16 protein-coding genes are annotated in these 22,064 nt (G+C 36.7%); 8 read left to right on the top strand and 8 right to left on the bottom strand.

Annotated features, from left to right (window positions below; all coding sequences use genetic code 11):
- Positions 1 to 9 precede the first annotated feature (9 nt).
- Positions 10 to 3,234, bottom strand: a complete 3,225-nt coding sequence (leuS, locus tag CLV62_RS04410) for a leucine--tRNA ligase (RefSeq protein ID WP_110309581.1) — start codon at positions 3,232 to 3,234, stop codon at positions 10 to 12.
- A gap of 171 nt (positions 3,235 to 3,405) precedes the next feature.
- Positions 3,406 to 3,870: a TspO/MBR family protein gene (locus CLV62_RS04405; RefSeq protein ID WP_110309580.1), complete on the bottom strand. Its 465-nt coding sequence runs from the start codon at positions 3,868 to 3,870 to the stop codon at positions 3,406 to 3,408.
- 152 nt (positions 3,871 to 4,022) lie between these two features.
- Between CLV62_RS04405 and CLV62_RS04400 the strand changes: the two genes are divergently transcribed.
- Complete coding sequence (locus CLV62_RS04400) at positions 4,023 to 4,922, top strand: TIGR01777 family oxidoreductase (protein ID WP_110309579.1); 900 nt, start codon at positions 4,023 to 4,025, stop codon at positions 4,920 to 4,922.
- Between the two features lie 110 nt (positions 4,923 to 5,032).
- On the opposite strand, the gene CLV62_RS04395 is transcribed toward CLV62_RS04400, so the two are convergent.
- A complete protein-coding gene (locus tag CLV62_RS04395) occupies positions 5,033 to 6,646 on the bottom strand; it encodes an ABC-F family ATP-binding cassette domain-containing protein (RefSeq protein WP_110309578.1) in 1,614 nt (537 codons plus the stop codon).
- 76 nt (positions 6,647 to 6,722) lie between these two features.
- Entirely contained in the window at positions 6,723 to 8,159 is a 1,437-nt protein-coding gene (locus CLV62_RS04390) for a PDZ domain-containing protein (RefSeq protein WP_110309577.1), read from the bottom strand.
- 338 nt (positions 8,160 to 8,497) lie between these two features.
- Here CLV62_RS04390 and CLV62_RS04385 point away from each other — a divergent pair, with 338 nt between their 5' ends.
- The 7 genes from CLV62_RS04385 to lpxA all read left to right on the top strand — a co-directional run bounded on the left by CLV62_RS04385 (position 8,498) and on the right by lpxA (position 16,751).
- Entirely contained in the window at positions 8,498 to 9,100 is a 603-nt protein-coding gene (locus CLV62_RS04385; protein WP_110309576.1) for a riboflavin synthase, read from the top strand.
- A gap of 313 nt (positions 9,101 to 9,413) precedes the next feature.
- Positions 9,414 to 10,670, top strand: a complete 1,257-nt coding sequence (locus CLV62_RS04380; RefSeq protein ID WP_110309575.1) for a dicarboxylate/amino acid:cation symporter — start codon at positions 9,414 to 9,416, stop codon at positions 10,668 to 10,670.
- Positions 10,671 to 10,928: 258 nt separating this feature from the next.
- Positions 10,929 to 12,200 carry a phosphoribosylamine--glycine ligase gene (gene purD / locus CLV62_RS04375; RefSeq protein WP_110309574.1) on the top strand — a complete coding sequence of 424 codons (1,272 nt, stop codon included), beginning with the start codon at positions 10,929 to 10,931 and terminating at the stop codon, positions 12,198 to 12,200.
- A gap of 145 nt (positions 12,201 to 12,345) precedes the next feature.
- Entirely contained in the window at positions 12,346 to 13,353 is a 1,008-nt protein-coding gene (locus CLV62_RS04370; protein WP_110309573.1) for a hypothetical protein, read from the top strand.
- Between the two features lie 120 nt (positions 13,354 to 13,473).
- Positions 13,474 to 14,529 (top strand): UDP-3-O-(3-hydroxymyristoyl)glucosamine N-acyltransferase, encoded by a 1,056-nt coding sequence (gene lpxD, locus CLV62_RS04365; protein ID WP_110309572.1) that lies wholly within the window; start codon positions 13,474 to 13,476, stop codon positions 14,527 to 14,529.
- 38 nt (positions 14,530 to 14,567) lie between these two features.
- A complete protein-coding gene (locus CLV62_RS04360; protein ID WP_110309571.1) occupies positions 14,568 to 15,953 on the top strand; it encodes a bifunctional UDP-3-O-[3-hydroxymyristoyl] N-acetylglucosamine deacetylase/3-hydroxyacyl-ACP dehydratase in 1,386 nt (461 codons plus the stop codon).
- A gap of 15 nt (positions 15,954 to 15,968) precedes the next feature.
- The gene (gene lpxA, locus CLV62_RS04355; protein WP_110309570.1) at positions 15,969 to 16,751 is read left to right on the top strand and encodes an acyl-ACP--UDP-N-acetylglucosamine O-acyltransferase; all 783 of its coding nucleotides are present in this window, start codon (positions 15,969 to 15,971) and stop codon (positions 16,749 to 16,751) included.
- 113 nt (positions 16,752 to 16,864) lie between these two features.
- On the opposite strand, the gene dnaG is transcribed toward lpxA, so the two are convergent.
- The 4 genes from dnaG to CLV62_RS04335 all read right to left on the bottom strand — a co-directional run bounded on the left by dnaG (position 16,865) and on the right by CLV62_RS04335 (position 21,973).
- Positions 16,865 to 18,865, bottom strand: coding sequence for a DNA primase (dnaG, locus tag CLV62_RS04350; RefSeq protein ID WP_110309569.1), 2,001 nt, complete (start codon positions 18,863 to 18,865; stop codon positions 16,865 to 16,867).
- An 87-nt stretch (positions 18,866 to 18,952) separates the two neighbouring features.
- Positions 18,953 to 19,693: a hypothetical protein gene (locus CLV62_RS04345; protein ID WP_110309568.1), complete on the bottom strand. Its 741-nt coding sequence runs from the start codon at positions 19,691 to 19,693 to the stop codon at positions 18,953 to 18,955.
- Positions 19,694 to 19,778: 85 nt separating this feature from the next.
- Complete coding sequence (gene rplS, locus CLV62_RS04340; RefSeq protein WP_110309567.1) at positions 19,779 to 20,135, bottom strand: 50S ribosomal protein L19; 357 nt, start codon at positions 20,133 to 20,135, stop codon at positions 19,779 to 19,781.
- Between the two features lie 170 nt (positions 20,136 to 20,305).
- The gene (locus tag CLV62_RS04335; protein WP_110309566.1) at positions 20,306 to 21,973 is read right to left on the bottom strand and encodes a nucleoside kinase; all 1,668 of its coding nucleotides are present in this window, start codon (positions 21,971 to 21,973) and stop codon (positions 20,306 to 20,308) included.
- Positions 21,974 to 22,064: the final 91 nt, after the last annotated feature.

Genomic DNA, 22,064 nt, shown 5'->3' with positions numbered 1-22,064 from the left:
TCTATTTTGTCAGAGTACAATATTTACAATTTTCTTAGGTACAATAATTACTTTCTTAGGTGTCTTACCTTCCAACCATTTTACAGAATTGGCATGTGCCAATACCGTGCTCTCAATCTCCTCATTTGTTGCATCGGCAGCAAATTCTATTGTAAAGCGTGCTTTACCATTAAAGGAAATGGTGTAGTTAATTACACTTTCAACTAAATACTCTTCATTGCATTGAGGCCATACAGCATCGCATACGGTTGTTGTATTTCCTAATGAATGCCACAGTTCTTCTGCAATATGAGGAGCGAAAGGAGCTAAAAGAACAACTAATTCATTTAATATTGCTTTTTTACTGCATTTAAGAGCAGTAAGCTCATTCACGCAAATCATAGAAGCGGATACAGATGTATTGAATGAGAAATTCTCAATATCAAAAGATATTTTCTTGATTAATTTATGAAGAGCTTTTAATTCATCTTTCGTTGGAGCTTCATCCACAACAACAAATTCTTCTCCTTTATAGAATAAAGACCAAAGTTTGCGTAAAAACCTATGTACCCCATCGATACCATTTGTATCCCAAGGTTTAGATAATTCTAATGGCCCTAGAAACATTTCATATAAACGAAGTGTATCAGCACCATATTTTTCAACAATATCATCGGGGTTTACAACGTTATGTAATGACTTAGACATTTTCTCTACGCCATATCCACAAATGTATTTACCATCTTCCAATATAAATTCAGCCTCAGCATAATCAGGACGCCAAGCTTTAAATTTCTCAACATCCAGAACATCGTTATCTACAATATTCACATCAACATGGATAGAAGTCGTTTCATATTGATCTTTCAGATTTAAAGACACAAATTTATTTGTACCATTGATACGATACACAAAATTGCTTCTCCCCTGAATCATTCCCTGATTAATCAACTTCTTGAAAGGCTCATCCTCACACGATACATTAATATCATATAAGAATTTATTCCAGAAACGGCTATAAATCAAGTGACCTGTAGCATGCTCTGTTCCTCCAATGTATAAATCGACACTTCTCCAATACTCATTGGATTCTTTTGAAACCAAAGCCTTATCATTATGCGGATCCATGTATCTCAAATAATATGCAGAAGATCCTGCGAATCCGGGCATAGTATTCAATTCCAATTGGAAGATAGTTGTATTATTTATTTCGGTAACAGATACTGTTTTTTCATTCACAGTATCCCAAGCCCAATTGGTTGCACGCCCTAATGGAGGCTCACCTGTTTCAGTAGGCAAAAATTTATCTACTTCGGGTAATTCTAGGGGTAATTTATCAATAGGTAACATATAAGGCAAACCTTCCTTGTAATACACAGGAAAAGGCTCTCCCCAATAACGTTGACGCGAGAATATAGCATCACGCAAGCGGTAATTGGTTTTTACATGACCCAAATTCTTTTCTTTGATATATTCTTTTGCTTTCTCAATAGCTTCTTTTACTGTCAAGCCATTTAAGAAATCAGAATTAGTTACAATACCTTCTTTGGCATCATAGCTTTCTTCCGATATATCGCATCCTTCAACAAGAGGAATAATAGGTAAACTGAAATATTTTGCAAAAGCGTAGTCACGGCTATCGTGTGCAGGCACAGCCATTATAGCACCTGTACCATATCCGGCAAGTACATAGTCTGAAATCCAGATGGGTATTTCTTTACCGTTCATCGGATTGATAGCATACGACCCTGTAAACACACCCGATATTTTTTTATCCGCTAAACGTTCTCTCTCTGTACGTTTTTTAGTTGCAGCTAAATAAGCATCAACTTCCGCTTTTTGTTCTGCACTTGTTAATTGTGGCACATAATCACTTTCAGGAGCAAGTACCATAAAAGTCACACCAAATACAGTATCGGCACGGGTGGTGAAGACGCACACCTCCTCTAAATCTCCTCCAAAGGAAGAGACTTGCTGATCGCAGAAAGCCTTTATCGTTGATACTACTTTATCAAAGTCTACGACCACTTCATCATTCGTAAATCTGATTATTTTATATCCTAAGTCTCTTAATATTTCTGACCTTTGATTATCTAATTCCTGCTGATTGGGATCGTTATGATATTTACCATCCACTTCAACTATTACACTTTTTTCAAGACAAACAAAATCGACAATAAATTGATCTATTAAATGCTGCCTCCTAAATTTATAACCAATTCCCTTATTACGAAGAGCTTCCCAAAGAATCGACTCATATTCAGTTGGGTTAGATCGCATTTCCTTAGCATTATCTATATTAGAATGCCAGTCCAGCTTGTTAGTAGTATAATTTGGAGGTAATTCTATTCCCCCTCCTTTGGAGGGGGCTAGGGGGCGGTGTATCTTGAATTTCATTTCAGCACCTTCCGATCTTCCGATCCAGTTTTTCTGAGTTTCTTTGATTGAGTCAGTCCAATCTATTTTTTCAAGTCCATCCAACAAACGTTGAGCATATGCAGAAACACGCAAACACCATTGGCGCATTTTACGTTGCTCTACAGGATAGCCACCACGTTCCGAAAGTCCGTTGATAACCTCATCATTTGCTAATACAGTTCCCAGAGCAGGACACCAGTTAACCATCGTTTCACCTAAATAAGCGATACGATAATTCAATAATATTTCCTGTTGTTCTTTTTCTGATTTTGCATTCCATTCTTCCGCAGAAAAGGATAATACTTCACTGCATGCGATATTCATGTCTTTTGTCCCCTGAGATCCAAAAACCTCAATCAATTCGTCAATAGGACGAGCTTGTTGCTCATCATTACAGAAATATGAATTGAACATTTGAATAAATGCCCACTGAGTCCATTTGTAATATTCGGGTTCACATGTGCGGATTTCACGACTCCAATCAAAAGAGAAGCCTATTTTATCCAATTGTTCTTTGTATCTGTTGATATTCTGATTGGTTGTAATTACCGGATGCTGTCCCGTTTGTATAGCATACTGCTCTGCAGGCAATCCATAAGCATCGTACCCCATAGGATGCAAAACATTAAAGCCTTGGAGACGTTTGTGGCGGGCATATATATCTGAAGCAATATAACCCAGAGGATGCCCTACGTGCAGACCTGCTCCCGATGGATAGGGAAACATATCGAGGACATAGTATTTAGGCTTATTGGTTTCTTCACTCACTTTATAGGTTTCATTTTTAACCCAAAAGTCCTGCCAACGTTTTTCTATTTCTTTGAAATTATACTCCATAGCTTAAAATCCATTTTAATGCCACAAAGGTAGTTATTTCTGTTAATAAAAGCATATTAAGGATATAAGCGTTTTTATTGCCTCCATAAATATTGTAGCCAAGTATAAAAACCGGGATAAATTCGAAAGAGTGAAGAAATTACCCCAATATCACAAATTCGAATATAACCATCAGTTATACAACAGAATATAAAAATTAAGATAAGAAGCAAAGCTTACCCACAAGATATAGGGCACAAAAAGAAACGAACTTGTTCTGCGAATAGGATATACACTAAGAGCATAGTAAATAATAACAATCTCAAGCAAAACAATATTAAGCAAACCGGCAACCGGGCTTTGGAAATAAAAGAAGGAAATACTCCATGTAAAGTTCAGGAATAATTGCAAAAGGAATATTTTCACAAAATATCTTTTTTTGCGGCTATTCGAATTTAGAATTAATCCGACAGATACCCCCATAAATATGTACAGAATACTCCAAGCTATAGGAAATACAATATTAGGAGGAGTCAAATCCGGTTTATTTAAATAAGGATACCAATTACTAATAGCATCTGTTTGAAAACGGCTTCCAATGAACCCCACAAAGAAGCAAATGAGAATTGGAATAAGAATCTGTAGTTTTTTCTTCATATCAAATATTGGTCTGTTTTTGTAATTGCACATTTTTTAATCAGAAGCCATCGTTCCTTAAATACACCTAATAATAAAAAGTCTGCGATTTTATTCTTTCTCTTGTAGAACATAAAACCCTATATAAGTGTTCGTTTTATAAAGAATTAGTTATGAATATATTTATCACAGGAGGAACCGGCCTAATAGGAAGCAAACTTATTCCTGATCTTTTACTGGAAGGTCACACAATTACCGCTTTGAGCCGAAATATACAGAAAGCTGAAGCTATATTAGGCAGTCATGTAAAATATTGCGACTCGCTTGAAAAATTAACTTCATTGGATGAATATGATGCTGTAATAAATCTGGCTGGCGAGCCAATCGCCACTAAACGTTGGACAGCTATACAAAAACAGCGACTTTGTCAAAGCCGTTGGCAAATAACCAAAAAGCTAACCCAACTGATAAAAGCGGGAGAAAATCCACCACAAATATTTATTTCGGGATCAGCTATTGGTTATTATGGCAACAAAGAAGATACCATAATTACGGAGGATACAGAATCCCATGAAGAGTTTACAAACAAGCTATGCAAGTCGTGGGAAGCTTTCGCCATGGAGGCTAAAAGCGATAAAACCCGAGTATGCCTTTTGCGAACAGGAATTGTACTATCCACAGAAGGAGGTATGTTAGCAAAAATACTCCCCATCTTCAAACTTGGAGCAGGCAGTATCCTTGGAAGCGGAAATCAATATATTTCGTGGATACATATCAAAGATGTAGTTTCCATTATAAAATACATATTAGAAACAGCTCGGATCGAAGGAGCTATCAACATGACTGCTCCTACACCGATTACCAATAAAGAGTTTTCTAAAAGTTTAGCCAATACTTTGCATAGACCTTGTTTATTTACAGTTCCGGCAGCAATTATCTCTTTATTTATGGGAGAAGCCTCGACCCTTCTTTTAGACGGACAAAGAGCTATCCCTCAAAAACTAGAGCAAAACGGATATCAGTTTAAATTCAGAGAAATCCACAGCGCTCTCATAGATATACTTAAAGATTAACGAACAAAAAAATCCCGAATAAATATTTATTCGGGACTTTAACATTAGTCACAGACCATTGTTTGCATTGTATTGAAATGTTGTCTAAGATTATAAAAGGATCTACAACCTTAGCTATACATTTTTTCTCTTAATGCTTTTATTTCAGGAGAGATAATATAATCATCATAATCCATACGCTTATCAATAGCTCCGTTAGGAGTAAGCTCTATGATACGATTACATACGGTTTGTATGAACTCGTGGTCATGAGAAGACATCAATACATTTCCTTTAAATTGTTTCAATGTATTATTGAAAGCCTGGATAGACTCCAAATCAAGGTGATTTGTTGGTGAATCAAGCACAAGACAGTTTGCATTCTTCATCATCATACGAGCAATCATACAACGCATCTTCTCGCCTCCTGAAAGCACCTTTGCACTCTTCAAAACCTCTTCTCCTGAGAATAACATTCTACCTAAAAATCCTTTCAGATATATTTCACTGGTATCGTCCGAGAACTGACCTAACCAGTCTACAAGATTCTGATCTATTTTAAAGTATTCTGAATTATCCAGTGGAAGATATGCTTCTGTTATGGTTTGTCCCCATTCGAAAGTTCCTTGTGCGGGAGTATCATATCCATTTATAATTTCAAAAAAAGCAGTCATTGCTCTTGGGTCTTTCGATAAGAAAACAATATGATCACCTTTCTCAACATTAAAGCTGATATTATCGAAAAGGTTCACACCTTCAATAGATTTACTAAGACCGTTAACTTCCAAAATTTTATTTCCCGGTTCACGATCAGGAGTAAATATAATTCCCGGATATTTTCTCGACGAAGGCTTAATTTCTTCGATATTAAGCTTCTCTATCATTTTCTTACGGCTGGTAGTTTGTTTCGACTTAGCAACGTTCGCACTAAATCGGCGGATAAATTCTTCAAGCTCTTTCTTCTTCTCCTCAGCCTTCTTATTTTGTTGAGCTTGCTGACGTGAAGCTAATTGGCTCGATTCGTACCAGAAACTATAGTTACCTGCATACATATTGATCTTACCAAAATCAATATCAACAGTATGCGTACAAACCGAATCTAAAAAGTGACGGTCGTGAGATACTACCAAAACCGTATTTTCGAAATTCGATAAATATTGCTCCAACCACATTACGGTTTCAATATCCAAGTCATTGGTAGGCTCATCTAATAGTAAGTTATCAGGATTTCCGAATAGAGCACGGGCAAGTAAGATTCTTACTTTTTGTTTACCACTCATGTCCCTCATCATTTGTTGATGAAATTCATCTTTGATACCTAAACCACTCAACAAACTGGCAACATCATTTTCAGCATTCCAGCCTTCGAGTTCAGCAAATCGCTCTTCCAACTCCGATGCCCTGATACCATCGGCATCCGTGAAATCTTCTTTTGCATACAACGCATCCTTCTCTTTCATTATTTCCGAAAGAATACTATGCCCTTGCAGTACTGTATCCATAACAGTCTGATCGTCATAAGCAAAGTGATCCTGAGACAGAACCGACATACGCTCGTTTGGAGCTAAAGAGAAAGAACCGTGAGTCGCATCCTTTTCTCCACTCAATATTTTCAGGAAAGTAGATTTACCTGCACCATTGGCTCCAATGATACCATAACAATTGCCCGGTGTAAACTTCAAGTTCACATCCTGAAACAAAACTCTCTTACCGAACTGGATTCCTAAATTAGAAACTGTAATCATATTAAATTCAAAATGGTGAGCAGCAGATTAATGTTACTCACCAAGTTATATATTATTTTAATTTAACTTCGGGTACTTAAAGTGCCTTTATGACAACTGACCGTTGAACCTGAGGAGTCACTTTTACATGCTTCTTTTGTCCTTGGCTCTTTATTTCAATATCTAACGTTTTTGGAGGATTAGCTCCCGACACATATTTATTGAAGGCGTAAAGATAACTAAAACATGGCGTATATATACTCTCTTTCTTAAATAATTCTGCGATCTCCGGATATCTGTTAATACTCCAGTACATACAATCGGGGAAACCGTTAGCATCTATAAAGCGTGTTTTAGGGTTTCTTAGAGGCATCGATTCTACAATAAAACGCTTATATCCTTTTTCTAGATCAGAATTATTATAGTCGAATTTGATCTTGCCTATCTTCGAGATACGGTCACCGGCTTTAATTCCGGCCAGAGCAGCAGGCGAATTAGCATCCACATCCGTAACAACCGCAATATCTTTAGAGTCAAAATTTAACCCGGTGTAATTAAATCCTTTTTTACTCACAACATATTTAGCTGTATTTTTAGCTGATGAGTATGGGTATTGCATCATCAGTAAAGGTGCATGCATTCTGGCATATTCCTGAATGTCATAATCCTCGGTAAGGAATTCTCTTGAACGGCAATCCCATATTTGAGTCATCTTTTCTTTATTAATATACTTTCTGTCGAAGAAGCGAACCCCTAATTCCAGTATATATTGTCCCTTAGCTTCCGCATTCGTATCATCAGCAGACAAAATAGGCAATTTTACCATTTCTTTAGTCTCACTATCATATCTCCATGAATACAGGCTTTTGCTTTTATTTGTAGTATTGTATTTCAGATTAGGCTGATATGTGTAATAAGTCTGAACAATAATATCAGGATCCTGAGAACTTCTAACCAATCCTCTATCGATTAAAGCTTTTTCAATTTGACTATTGATATAGTAATCAACATCAGGTACGGAAGTTTCTTCTTTTAGAAAATCAAAAGTATGATAATCTGAAAAATCAACATTTGTATTAGGTTCTACTTTTAGCGGTAGCGAAAATGAACGTTCATTCGTATCTTCGAGACTATAGAAAGCATAGGCATCTGCTAAATGAAATTCGCTCAGTGCACTTACACTTTTGCAATCGCGTTGTATTTCATGCTCTTTAAAGTAAGTATCTACGTTTCGGACTGTTAATCTGATATCAGATGTCGTAGCATCAAAAAGCCAAGAAGCTATAGTAGGATAATTCCTCAAGTAGGTTGCAGAACCATTTACTTCCATTATAACATCGCCCACTTGCAAACCCGCTTTAGAAGCAGGAGAGAATGGTTCAACCGAAAGAATTACAGGTTCTCCATATCCCCAACTCGCATTATTACTAATTTCGAAAGTGATCCCAAAGTCACACAATCTACCTTTTGACTGGGCATTTGCCCCTACTAAGATGGTAGAAATAAAAAATAGGATGAGACTAATTTTCTTCATTTATCGTTAAATTATATTCGTATAAACCTAATTAATTATGATCAGTGTTAAAAGTATCGGTGTCTAAATAATCTGCAAAGATAAGTTATTCATTCTATTAGCAAATACCAATCTTAATAATATTTATTTAATTCTCCTATATTTATTTTATTTCCTACTTTTGTAAGAGTAGAATCCGTAGATGAAAGTATTTAAAAATATACTCTCCCTCACCTCCAACCCTCCCCCACCGAGAAGGAGAAATGAGAGAAGGAGTTGTTTCTCTCATTGGGGTCTATTGCATTACCAAGGAATAAAGAGGTCTGAGACCTTCAATCAATCATTTAATCAATATTTATATGTTTTCAGGAATAGTCGAAGAAGCTGCAAAAGTAGTAGCTGTGCGTAAAGAAAGCGAGAATATCCATTTAACAATTAATTGCTCTTTTGTCAATGAATTGAAGATTGACCAAAGTATAGCTCACAACGGAGTATGTCTTACAGTTGTAGATCTTACCGAAGACACGTACACCGTAACTGCAATTAAAGAGACTCTGGAGAGATCAAATCTGGGTCTTCTTAAAATAGATGATAAAGTAAATCTTGAAAGAAGCATGCTTATGAACGGCAGGCTTGACGGACATATCGTACAAGGTCATGTTGATCAGACAGCACGCTGCACTAAGATAGAGGAAGCGGATGGCAGCTGGTATTTTACTTTCGAATATGATTACGACAAAGAAATGGCAAAAAAAGGTTATCTAACCGTAGATAAAGGGTCAGCTACGGTAAATGGAGTAAGCCTAACCGTTTTTAATACTACCGACAATTCGTTCCAGGTTGCCATTATCCCTTACACTTATGAGCATACTAATTTTCACCAATTTGAGGTTGGAACTATTGTAAATCTAGAGTTTGACATTATAGGAAAATATATCAGTAGGATAGCAGCTATAAAATAATGATTATCAGAATCTATAAAGAATCGGGAATTAGAGTTAAAGCCTAGCTAATCGAGCACAAGCAACAATTAGTTCCTACCAAGTAGGATTACTATAAAATAGAATTATAGCCAGACTTATTATGCAATAGATCGTAGCTTAAAACAAAAGAGGGGACTGTCCAAAAGACGAGTCCTTTCTTTCATTTAAGACACATCAAAATATCACATATTTCAAAAAAAACACTCCTAAAATAAGCAAAACAAGAGATAATAAAACATTTTTCATACTTTTACGGCAAATTCACATCAATACAAACACCCAATAATAAATAATGGCAGTATCACCGGAAAGCAAATCAAACAACAATCTTCTATTTTATTATATCATAATAGCATTAACTCTCGGAGTAATAGTGGGTCAATGCGTACACAGTTTCTGCTCTCTGAAAACTATACTTATAGTTTCTGATAACATTAAACTGTTAGGTACTATATTTATCCGCCTGATACAGATGATTGTTGCTCCATTAGTTTTTTGTACGATTATTGTCGGCATTTCGAAAATGGGAGACATGAAAATGGTAGGCCGTGTAGGCGGAAAAGCCATGCTCTGGTTTATATCGGCTTCACTTGTATCTCTCACAATAGGCTTGGTGTGGATAAATATACTAAGACCGGGAGACACAGCAACTCTTGATCTTAGCAATACGGCAAATGCGACCGATCTTATAGCGAACAGCCAAAAACTTACTCTTGCAGAGTTTGTAAATCATGTTATCCCAAAGAGTTTGTTTGAAGCACTGGCACATAACGAGATACTTCAAATATTAGTATTTGCAGTAATCTTCGGTGTGGCTCTCGCATCTTTTGGAGAGAAAGGTGAACCTGTCAGCAAAGCTCTTGACATCATATCTCATGTTATACTCAAAATAGTAGGGTACATTATGTGGATCGCTCCGATTGCAGTATTCGGGACTATTACTGCTGCCGTGAGTTCTCATGGATTATCCATATTTAAGTTATATGCTCATTTTTTACTCGCCTTTGTTATAGGAATGGTCTCCTTATGGATTATACTGATATTTATAGGCTATCTTATTTTAGGCAAAAGGGTATTCGCTCTAATCAAGGCTATAAAAAGTCCCTTACTTATAGCATTTTCAACGACAAGCAGCGAAGCAGTATTCCCCAAGCTGATTGACGAACTGGAAAAATTCGGATGCAACCCTAAAATAGTATCGTTCATTTTGCCTTTAGGTTACTCATTCAATCTGGATGGCAGTATGATGTATATGACTTTCGCCAGCATATTTATTGCTCAATTATATGGGGTTGAAATGGATCTCTCCACACAAATAATAATGTTGCTTGTACTGATGCTTACAAGTAAAGGTATAGCGGGAGTTCCGCGGGCATCGTTAATAATTATAGTGGCAACATGCGCCATGTTTGGCATCCCCCCCGAAGGAGTAGCCCTACTTATTCCAATCGATCACTTTTGTGATATGGCTCGCAGTATGACAAATGTTTTAGGTAATGGGCTTGCCACAACAGTAGTCAGCAAATGGGAAAAAGGTCTGGATTCTTAATTATTCTCCAAATAAGGTCTCAGACCTTGTAAATTGAGCAGTATTTTTTTTATCACCATTTTCTAGTCTTTGTATATATACAGATAATAATTAAGATTATTATCTTTGCCAACTCATCATTATAAAAAGAAGAAGAACATATTTACCATATTAAGTGATAGTAACTATTTATTGTTACATTTTACAACTATAACTATCTCTCGCTATTATGGTTACCAAAGTAACAAATAGGTCTGAGGCCTTAAAAACATATCTTTTATGAATATTCTATTATTGGGAAGCGGAGGACGAGAACATGCTCTAGCATGGAAAATACTACAAAGTCCAAAAATCAATAAACTTTATGTTGCTCCCGGAAATGCAGGTATCGGGCAGATTGCCGAAGTCCTGAATATTTCACCTATTGATTTTGCTTCTGTAAAAGCTGAAGTTATTGATAAAAATATCGATATGGTTGTAGTAGGTCCCGAAGACCCATTGGTTAAAGGAATCTATGATTTCTTCATCAATGACAATGATATTAAACACATTCCCGTCATAGGACCCTCGAAGCTTGGAGCAGAACTGGAGGGTAGCAAAGATTTTGCTAAACGCTTCATGATGCGTCACAACATACCTACAGCCCGCTATAAAAGTTTCACATCTGAAAATTTAGAAGAAGCCTACACATTCCTCGAAGAATTAAAGGTACCCTACGTACTTAAAGCCGATGGTTTGGCCGCCGGTAAAGGCGTACTTATTATAGATGATTTGAATGAAGCCAAAACAGAACTGAAAGCAATGCTTGGCGGAATGTTTGGTGATGCAAGCAATACGGTAGTTATAGAAGAATTCCTTTCAGGGATAGAATGTTCTGTGTTTGTACTTACAGACGGTCAATCCTATAAGATTTTACCTGTAGCCAAAGATTACAAACGGATTGGAGAAGGAGATACAGGTCCTAACACCGGAGGAATGGGAGCCGTATCGCCTGTTTCTTTTGCAGATGATACCTTTATGAAAAAGGTAGAAGAGCGTATAATAATACCCACGGTGAAAGGGTTACAATCTGATAATATTATATACAAAGGCTTTATATTCATAGGGCTGATTGAAGTACAAGGCGAACCGATGGTAATTGAATATAATGTCAGAATGGGAGATCCCGAAACTGAGGTTGTAATGCTACGCATAAAATCGGATTTTGTAGAACTACTCGATGGCGTTGCTAAAGAAACACTGGCATCAAAAAGTCTTGAGATAGACAATCGCTATGCAACAACTGTTATGCTTGTATCAGGCGGATATCCCGGAGATTATGAAAAAGGAAAAACCATTTCAGGGTTAGCATCGGTAAAAGACAGTATTGTATTTCATGCAGGAACTGCTACTACTGACAGCTCAATCGTCACTAATGGAGGACGTGTAATTGCCATAAGTTCATATGGGGACAGCAAAAACGAAGCCTTAAATAAATCGTTCGCTAATGCCGACAAAATAGATTTCGAAGGTAAATATTACAGGAAAGATATAGGTTTCGATCTGAAATAAGGTCTTAGACCTTTTTATTGCTTTGGTAAGCATAACAGCAATAGTCTGTTATAATCAGAAAGTATATCATTAAATACTTTCATTTACTGAAGTAAAAAAAGCAAACAAGTGATAACTGTTGACCGATAACTGATAACTGATTTTAATGGATGCCATAAGACAATATAAAAAAAGTATAGTTGAAAATAAGAACCTTGTTTTATTTTCAATTATACTGACATTCCTTATACGTTTTATTATATTTTACCTCGTCAAGGAAGCTCCCGGCAATGAAAACATTGGGACCGGATATCTTTGGACAGGCATTTTAACGCAACTTCTATCAAACGGAACCATATCATTTATAGTCAGTACATTTTTTGTATTTTCAATATCTTTTTATGCGTCCCAATTGAATGCCAAACACGGGTTAATACGCAACCGGACTTATCTTCTGTATGTATTCGGAAGTCTTATTTTCAGTTCGCATCCCGTATTTATATACATGACTCATTATTATGTCTCGGCATTTGCATTCCTTATATGTGTAGACATCCTTTATTCCTCTTATCAGGATAAATCAGGTGGCAGAAATGCATATGCATTGGGATTTGTACTTGGCATAAGCAGTCTTTTTTCCTTTTTCACATTAATGTATCTACCTTTATTCTGGATGGGCTTCCGGATGATGCGTATTTTCAATTTCAAAACATTCATCATTTCCATTTTAGGTATTGCCACAATATACTGGCTATCCTTTGCTTTTTTCTTATGGCAAAATAATATCGCTGGTTTTTTAGAGCCTTTCAATCATTTATATCCGATATTGAATGGTTCGATCGAAAATACGTCATTTACCGGAGAAAGTTTATTAGTTGCAATAGCCTTGATTCTTCTCATCATTATCTCTCTGGATTATCAGACCAACTCTTTTCGGGATAAGATCAGAATCAGAGCTAATATTCAGTTTTTACATCTTGCCTCCTTATTTTCGATCCTTACATTTTTCTTTATCATCTTTGACCCGACACTTAATTTATATATGATCTCTTGTAGTATGTCAATTTTATTGGCTCATTTTTTCACATTGGTGGAGCAGAAATGGAAGGTTATAACCTTCTATATTTTGATATTAGTATACTTCTTGTGTTGCTTTTTAAATTTGTTGAATTAAGTAATAAAGAGTATATTAGTGGATTGGCTCGTATTTTCTGGGTAAAAAAACATCATTATTGGAAAATTATTCCTTATTTCGCAGTTTAAAACAATTTTCATCGAAATATTCGACTCATTTATGCAACTTTCATTCACGGCTCAACAAATTGCTGATTTTCTGAAGGGTACAATCGAAGGTGACCCGACTGTTAAAGTTAGCGATTTTTCTAAAATAGAAGAAGGGAAACCCGGCTCATTATCATTTTTGGCCAATCCCAAATACACCAATTACATATATTCAACTGAAGCAAGTGTTGTTCTGGTTAACAACGACTTTGTTGCAGAAAAACCCGTAAAAGCTACTCTTATCAGGGTATTTAATGCATATGCAGGTTTAGCTATGTTATTGGATATGGTAGAGAAATCGAAACCGAGAAAAAAGGGGATCGAACCCATGAGCTTTGTTGCCGATAGCGCAAAACTAGGCAGTGACGTTTACGTAGGTGCCTTTGCATACATTGCGGACGGAAGCATAATAGGCGACAATACGCTTGTACACCCTCAGGTATATATAGGTGAAGGTTGTACAATAGGCGACAATACGATATTATATCCGGGAGTAAAAATATATCCGGGATGTAAAATCGGAAACAATTGTATCATTCATGCAGGGGCAGTAATCGGATCCGATGGATTTGGCTTTGCTCCCGAAGGAGATATATACAAGAAAATTCCACAAATGGGCATCGTTATTATTGAAGACGATGTCGAGATAGGTGCAAACACAACCATAGACAGAGCTGTGATGGATGCAACTATTATTCGTCACGGAGTGAAACTGGATAATCTTATTCAGGTAGCTCACAATGTCGAGATAGGTGCAAATACTGTTATGGCTGCTCAGTCCGGAATCTCAGGCTCGACAAAATTAGGAAAACATTGTGTGATCGGTGGACAAGCAGGCCTGGGAGGGCATATAACCATTGGCGACAATGCTAGTATAGGAGGACAAGCAGGTGTTATAAGCAATATTAAGGAGAATGCTCAAATACTCGGATCACCTGCTATTCCGGTGAAAGATTTTTTCAAATCGAGCATCATATTTCCAAAACTACCCGACATGTATCGCCAATTGAATCAATTGGAAAAAGAAATACAGCAATTAAAAGAAGAACAAAACAAACAATCTAAATAAAAAAACATCCTCTAAGATGTTATATATGAGGAATTATAATGGAGAAACAAAAAACACTTAAAGAGAGTTTTTCTTTACAGGGAAAAGGATTACATACAGGGTTACCTATTACGATTAAATTTAATCCTGCTCCGGAAAATCACGGATATAAGATCAAAAGAATCGATCTTGAAGGAGAACCTGTTATAGATGCTCTTGCCGAAAATGTAGGAGGAACACAGAGAGGTACGGTCCTTATCAAAGGCGATGTTCAGGTAAGCACTGTAGAGCATGCAATGTCTGCCTTATATGCATTGAGCGTTGACAACTGCCTGATAGAAGTAGACGCCCCCGAATTTCCTATTCTTGACGGAAGTGCAATACAATATGTTCAAGCTATAAAAAACGTCGGGTTGGTAGAACAAGAGGCCGATCGCGATTTTTATATTGTTCGCAGAAAAATGGAAGTTTGTGATGAAGAAACAGGTTCTAAACTGATTCTGCTTCCTGATGAAAATTTCTGCATTAATTCGTTCATTGAATTCGAATCGACATATATACCAAATCAGTCGGCATCTTTGGATGATCTGAATGATTTCGAAAAAGAAATAGCGAGTGCAAGAACATTTGTTTTTGTAAGAGATATTCAAAAATTATTAGAAGCCGGTCTTATAAAAGGCGGCGATCTGGATAATGCCATCGTAATATACGAAAGACAAATATCGCAGGAAGCGTTAGACAAGCTGGGTGATCTTCTTGGAGTAGCACATAAAAATGCTTCAGAATTGGGATATATAAATAATAAACCAATCCAATCTCCAAACGAGCCTGCCCGTCACAAACTATTGGATATTATTGGTGATATGGCTCTTATCGGTAAGCCGATTAAAGGACGTGTAATAGCTACACGCCCCGGTCATAAGATCAACAACCAGATGGCTCGTATTATCCGTAAGCAAATCAAGCTAAATGATGTGCAACCGCCTGTTTATGATATAACCAAAGAACCTGTTCTTGACATCAACAAAATAAAGGAATTATTACCTCACCGATATCCATTCTTAATGGTTGACAAAATCATCGAGATCGGACAACAACATATTGTAGGTGTAAAAAACATCACAACAAATGAGCCTTTCTTTCAAGGACACTTTCCTCAGGAGCCTGTTATGCCCGGAGTATTGCAAATTGAAGCAATGGCGCAAATTGGAGGTGTATTAGTTCTGGCCAGAGTAGATGAGCCCGAAAGATATTCGACTTATTTTCTAAAAATAGACAACGTAAAATTCCGTCAAAAGGTAGTACCGGGTGACACTCTGATTTTCAGACTAGACTTTACATCTGAAATCAGACGAGGTATCGCAAACATGAAGGGTTATGCTTTTGTTGGGGAAAAAGTAGTTTCAGAAGCTGAGTTCACTGCCCAAATCGTAAAAAATAAATAATTTAAAATTTGATCCATGTCAAATATCTCGTCTAATGCATTCATACACCCTAATGCCCAAATAGGCAAAGATGTAATCATCGAACCATTTGCTTATATTGATGACAATACGGTAATCGGGGATGGCACATATATAATGTCGAATGCAAATATCAGATCTGGAGCTCGTATCGGCGAAAAATGTACAATTTATCCCGGTGCAGTGGTATCAGGAATACCTCAGGATTTAAAATTTCACGGAGAAGATTCTATTGCTGTTATTGGCAACAATACAACAGTGAGAGAATGTGTCACGATAAGCAGGGGAACCGATTCGAAAGGAAAAACTATTGTAGGAGACAACTGTCTGCTTATGGCTTATAGCCACATTGCGCATGATTGTATACTTCAGAATAATATTATAATAGGAAATGCAACCCAACTTGCCGGAGAAGTAGAGATAGATGATTTTGCAATATTAAGTGGGGGCGTTCTGGTACATCAATTCACGCGTATCGGGAAACATGTAATGATACAAGGCGGAACTCGATTGGGTAAAGATATTCCTCCATATATCATTGCAGGTCGCGATCCTGTTGCTTATGCAGGTATCAATCTGGTGGGCTTACGCAGAAGAGGCTTTACTAATGAACAAATAAATCAGATACAGGAGATCTACCGCTTGATTTATCAATCGGGATATAATTTCTCTGATGCGACTGCAAAAATTGAGCAGGAATTAGAGAAAACAGCCGAATCTCAATTAATCGTAGAGTTCATCAAGAACTCTCCACGAGGAATTGTCAGAGGTTATCTATAAGGAGAAAGATCTAAATCATAGAATAAATAACCCCTCGGAAATTAAGTGTTTCCGAGGGGTTATTATTTTTACTATTACTAATGAGAGACATCTCAGACATCTACTTTTCAACCTTAGTAGCGAAGTATAACTCTCTCCCCCAATACTTTTGCTAAAGTCTTTTTTATTCCGTCAAGTTCTTTCAACTGCTGCATAAGAACTACAGAGCCATCGAAGTCTCCTGCTTTCTGTGCATGTTTCATCTTCTCTTTGATAGTTTTCATCTGGTAAGAGATAAAAGCATCTTTTAATTCGGTAAGCACACGAGGAACCGATGTCTCCAGATGCTTTTCCTCAGCCATCGGAGTTTCCTCTTTTTTAACGTCACCATACTGTTTTGTATGAACTTTGCTTAATTCGTATCGATCTTCCAGCAAATTGGCTGTTAAACGGCTTATTTCCTGCTTAGGATGAGCTAAGAAATAACGGGCAGGAACAAAATTCTGATCCGCCATCATACTGATGGCTTCATCTAAAATTTCTTTATACAATGTATTCTGAAACCAAAGCCCATCACGTTCTAAATCAAATTTAATATATTCAAGCACGGTTATATCTTCGTGAGGCTCCTCTCCGTCTTCCGGCTCTCGCTGAATCATCTGTAATGCACCAAATCGGACAACATAATACAAAATAGCCAGTTCGAACTTATCGAAAGGTGATTTTGGAAGTATTTGAGGTTGAAATTCTTCCGGAATATTTAATGGGGGATAATCATCCTCCATAGGTGGCATATTATTCTGCTGAGGCTGCTTTTGCCCTTCTTTTTCAAGATAAGCCAAACGCTTCTTATTGATCTCGTTTATCAAAACCCGCTCATCCACTCCTAACAGTACGCTACAATCACGAGTATATACAGAACGGATAATACCATCAGGAATAATAGATATACTATTCACAATATCGGAGATAAGCGAAGCTCTTTTTATGGGGTCCTCACCTGCATCATCTAATAACAACTGTGTTTTGAAGCGGATAAAGTCTACCTCATGCTGTCTGATATAACCGGTGAATGATTCTGCATTTTGCTTTTGAGAGAATGAGTCAGGGTCTTCACCATTCGGTAAAAGAACTACCTTTATATTCATACCATCCTCCAAGAGTAAATCAATACCTCTCAATGCTGCTTTTATACCCGCTGCATCACCATCATAAATAACGGTTATGTTAGGTGTAAACCGATGAATCAGTTTTATCTGCCCCAGAGTCAATGCAGTACCCGACGAAGACACTACGTTCTCAATTCCGGCCTGATGCATCGAAATAACATCGGTATAACCCTCTACCAGAAAACAACAATCGGCTTTCGAAATGGCTTGCTTAGCAAAGTAAATACCATACAACTGATCGCTCTTGTGATAAATATCACTTTCGGGAGAGTTTACATATTTACCTGTATTCTCTGCCTTCTTAAGAATACGTCCACCAAAGGCTACGACCTTTCCCGACAAAGTATGTACAGGAAACATGACACGTCCACGAAAGCGATCGACCATATAGTTATCGCCTTCTATAGTCAATCCCGTTCTAACCAGATAGTCTTTATTAAATCCGCTTTTCAGTGCATCCTGCGTTAAAGCATCTCTTTGTTCGAGACTATATCCGAGTTGGAATTTTTTGATAATATCGTCTCTGAAACCCCGTTCTCTGAAATAACTCAGTCCTACAGTTTTTCCTTCGCTATGCTGATGAAGTGTATTTATAAAATAAGTCCGTGCATACTCATTCAGGATAAAAAGACTTTCACGCTCATTATAAGCATTTTTTTGCTCTTCGGTAAGTTCTTTCTCCTGTATCTCGATGTTATACTTTTTTGCCAGATAACGAAGAGCTTCATAGTATGAAAGTTGCTCGTGCTTCATGATAAAATGCACGGCACTTCCTCCCTCTCCACATGCAAAACATTTGCATATATTTTTGGAGGGAGAAACATAAAAGGAGGGTGTTTTATCGGAGTGAAACGGGCACAATCCGACAAAATTTATTCCTTTTTTCTTAAGCGTAACAAATTCTGCAACAACATCTTCGATGCGTGCAGCCTCCATTATCCTATCTATCGTAAGTTGATCTATCATCTTTTTTCCTCCAAGGAACGAAGTTAAGCAATAAACATCAAAAGTTAAGGTTAATAAATTATATAAGAGGGATCGCTTTTATACATTTTATTTATCCTTTGGCTTAATATATTTTATGTCTAATATGTTTCCAATTTTTACTATCTGTTTAGTTCTTCTCAGTTCATCTTGTTCTTCCTCCAAATTAGTATTAAGCCTCAGAGGATTACCTATTCTCTCATCCCAATCTTTTTTTGATAATGGTTTTAATTCTTCTCTTTTTAGAATATTTATAAGATCTTCTATGATAGACTCATAATCCGGATTACACCATTTGTATGGAACAAAACTAACAGCTTGATTTTGGAAGAACAGTTCTCCTATATTATATTTCCCGCTCATATTTTTCTCCTTCTTCTCCAAACAGCTTTCTTCATTAATGGTATAGAAGGTCTCAATAACATCGTAAGTCACATTTTTTTCTTTTTGTTTGTATATCGTTTGAGGATATAGTATAATATCAAAACCTTTATAGCTCCCCTTTAAAGTGAGATTCTCGGTAACTTCAAAACCTGCTTTGTCGAAATATAGATATTTAGCAGAGCTTAGTCTCTTCATTATCTGTTTAGGTTTGTAGTATTCTTCACTAAAGATAACCAAAGAAAAAATAAAACCATATAATAACCAAACAATTAGGGCAAACCAAAATGCAAATTCTACAGTATTATTGATTGTAAATAACAGAAATAGCACAAACGTAATTATACCTCCTATAAAAACAAAATTTTTCCTGATATTGTATTTTTTTAGACATTTAGCATCGAATATAGGTCTATCTTTTCCTTTCATGTTGATTGTATCATTTGCTACAAATATAGTGAAATAAAAAAGCACCTCAATTGCTTGAAGTGCTTCTTTATGAAGTGAGGAAAGATTAAGCGCGAGCCACTCTCTTTTCTTTAATTCTTGCTTTTTTACCTGTAAGAGCACGTAGGTAATATAGTTTCGCTCTGCGAACTTTACCAACTTTATTTACAGTGATACTGTCAATAAACGGAGACTCAAGAGGGAAGATACGTTCTACACCAATATTGTCTGACATTTTACGTACAGTAAAGCGTTTTTTAGCGCCGTGTCCGCCGATTTTGATAACAACACCACGATACTGCTGTACACGCTCTTTGTTACCTTCTTTGATACGATATGCTATAGTTACAGTATCTCCACTTTTAAATTGAGGATGTTCTTTACCTGTAGCAAATGCATCTTGTGCAATCTTCATTAAATCCATGACTATTATAGCTTTATATTGTAAAACAATACGCAATATTCACGAGTTTGTCTCGTCAGAGATTACGCAAAGCGGATGCAAAAATATAAACAATTATCGTAACTGACAAATACCCACGCATTTTTAAGCAAATTCATTTACTTAATTGTCGATATTATCAATTTACAGTCTTAATACTTGAAACTGCTTCCACCCATAAATTCTCTCAACAACGATGTCGGTGGCATTTCCGAATCATTTATATAGCTGAAATAACTAAGAAACTTAAGCAGACGGTTCGCCTCCGAGAACTCGGGAGCTGTCTTAGGAACCTGAATCAAGATCGGTTCGGCATATTTACGTAGTGCAGCCAGCTCATACATAATGGCAGAATTGAACATTACGTCTGCATTTTCCTGATAAGGAAAAATCCATTTTTCTTCGCCACGCCTTACACTATTCCATCTGGATATGGTATCAATAGCCGAATAATTCCTATAATTGAAGTCTCTTACCAAACGACGAATAAGGCGATTATCGGTAGTAGATATCCAGTTATGATCGTCTAAGGATATAGTAGTAAGAGCTGATACATATACCAAAAATTTCTTACTGTCATCTATAGACTTGGTCAATTCAGGATTCAGTCCGTGAATGCCTTCTATAATAATAACATTATTTTCGTCTATCTGTAATTCATGCCCATTATACTCACGTTGTCCTGTTGTAAAATTATAGGTTGGAAGTGATACTTTTTCACCCTTCAATAAACGTGACATATCATCATTGAATTGCTTTAGATCAAGGGAGTACAACGATTCGTAATCGTAATCGCCATTCTCATCCTTCGGTGTATCCTCTCGATTTACAAAATAGTCGTCCAGCGAAATTCCGACAGGCTTTATAAGATTGACCATCAATTGCACTTCAAGACGTTTTCTAAAAGTCGTTTTTCCCGATGAAGACGGACCTGATACCATCACAATACGAACTCCTTTTTTGAAACGACCGGCTATTTTTTCAGCAATATCACCTATAGACCTTTCTTGTAAAGCCTCAGCAACTTTCACCACATCCGACATATTTCCACTTTTGTTCGCTTTATTCAAGTCCGATACATTTTCCATTCCCAATATGTTCAGAAATCTCAGATGTTCGAGATAAACCTGTTGCATCTTCGGTTGTTCAATACGGGGTTCCAGCTCTACGGGATGATTTCGGTTAGGGACACGCAATAAAAAGCCGTTAAGATATGGTTCAATATCATACAACTTTATATATCCGCTTGAAGGAACGAGGTATCCATAAAAATAATCGAAATAGTCTCCTAAACGATAGTATTTCGAATAAACCGAATCCGATGCTTCCAACAGTGAGGCTTTGTCTTCAAACCCTCGTTCTCTGAAAAGCTCCACTACTTTATCTTTCTCATCCTCTAATGCCACAAAAGGAATATCCTCCTTAATGAGGTCATCCATTACGGCTTTGATCTTATTAATATCTTTTTCGGTAAGCTTATCCTTACCGCCTACTCTTCCGTAATATCCTTTAGAGATAGGATGTTCTATTCGCATTCTTGCATTAGGGAAAACTTCAGAGATAGCTTTCGCCAATATAAAACACAGCGAACGCACATAGGTTCTCATTCCCGACGACTCACTCATATCAACAAACTCGATATGCTTGGGTTGATATAAACGGTAATCGAGCGATTCTGTTTTATTATTTACCTTACAGTTAACTATCAGATAAGGTTTCTCTATTTTCATTAATTTCTGAGCATCAGCCAAAGTAATACCTAAAGGCAAATAATGATGCTGATTGTCATTCTTACAGAATACTTGAAAAATTTGATTCATATATTTTTATTTTAAGGTCTTAAACCTATTTATTGTCCGTTCAGTTAAGATAGCTCTGGTATACGTCTTTAAGGACTGTTCGTTATTAACA

It is taken from the genome of Indolivaga alginatilytica, from assembly GCF_003201355.1.
GTDB classification, from domain to species: Bacteria; Bacteroidota; Bacteroidia; order Bacteroidales; family Dysgonomonadaceae; genus Dysgonomonas_A; species Dysgonomonas_A alginatilytica.
The sequence above is the reverse complement of the archived record's forward strand: the minus strand, read 5'-3'. Positions and strand labels throughout refer to the sequence as shown.

Bases quoted from the DNA above. Each gene is read 5' to 3' on its own strand.
- leuS (WP_110309581.1), bottom strand. From the start codon at position 3,234: ATGGAGTATAATTTCAAAGAAATAGAAAAACGTTGGCAGGACTTTTGG.
- CLV62_RS04405 (WP_110309580.1), bottom strand. From the start codon at position 3,870: ATGAAGAAAAAACTACAGATTCTTATTCCAATTCTCATTTGCTTCTTT.
- CLV62_RS04400 (WP_110309579.1), top strand. From the start codon at position 4,023: ATGAATATATTTATCACAGGAGGAACCGGCCTAATAGGAAGCAAACTT.
- CLV62_RS04395 (WP_110309578.1), bottom strand. From the start codon at position 6,646: ATGATTACAGTTTCTAATTTAGGAATCCAGTTCGGTAAGAGAGTTTTG.
- CLV62_RS04390 (WP_110309577.1), bottom strand. From the start codon at position 8,159: ATGAAGAAAATTAGTCTCATCCTATTTTTTATTTCTACCATCTTAGTA.
- CLV62_RS04385 (WP_110309576.1), top strand. From the start codon at position 8,498: ATGTTTTCAGGAATAGTCGAAGAAGCTGCAAAAGTAGTAGCTGTGCGT.
- CLV62_RS04380 (WP_110309575.1), top strand. From the start codon at position 9,414: ATGGCAGTATCACCGGAAAGCAAATCAAACAACAATCTTCTATTTTAT.
- purD (WP_110309574.1), top strand. From the start codon at position 10,929: ATGAATATTCTATTATTGGGAAGCGGAGGACGAGAACATGCTCTAGCA.
- CLV62_RS04370 (WP_110309573.1), top strand. From the start codon at position 12,346: ATGGATGCCATAAGACAATATAAAAAAAGTATAGTTGAAAATAAGAAC.
- lpxD (WP_110309572.1), top strand. From the start codon at position 13,474: ATGCAACTTTCATTCACGGCTCAACAAATTGCTGATTTTCTGAAGGGT.
- CLV62_RS04360 (WP_110309571.1), top strand. From the start codon at position 14,568: ATGGAGAAACAAAAAACACTTAAAGAGAGTTTTTCTTTACAGGGAAAA.
- lpxA (WP_110309570.1), top strand. From the start codon at position 15,969: ATGTCAAATATCTCGTCTAATGCATTCATACACCCTAATGCCCAAATA.
- dnaG (WP_110309569.1), bottom strand. From the start codon at position 18,865: ATGATAGATCAACTTACGATAGATAGGATAATGGAGGCTGCACGCATC.
- CLV62_RS04345 (WP_110309568.1), bottom strand. From the start codon at position 19,693: ATGAAAGGAAAAGATAGACCTATATTCGATGCTAAATGTCTAAAAAAA.
- rplS (WP_110309567.1), bottom strand. From the start codon at position 20,135: ATGGATTTAATGAAGATTGCACAAGATGCATTTGCTACAGGTAAAGAA.
- CLV62_RS04335 (WP_110309566.1), bottom strand. From the start codon at position 21,973: ATGAATCAAATTTTTCAAGTATTCTGTAAGAATGACAATCAGCATCAT.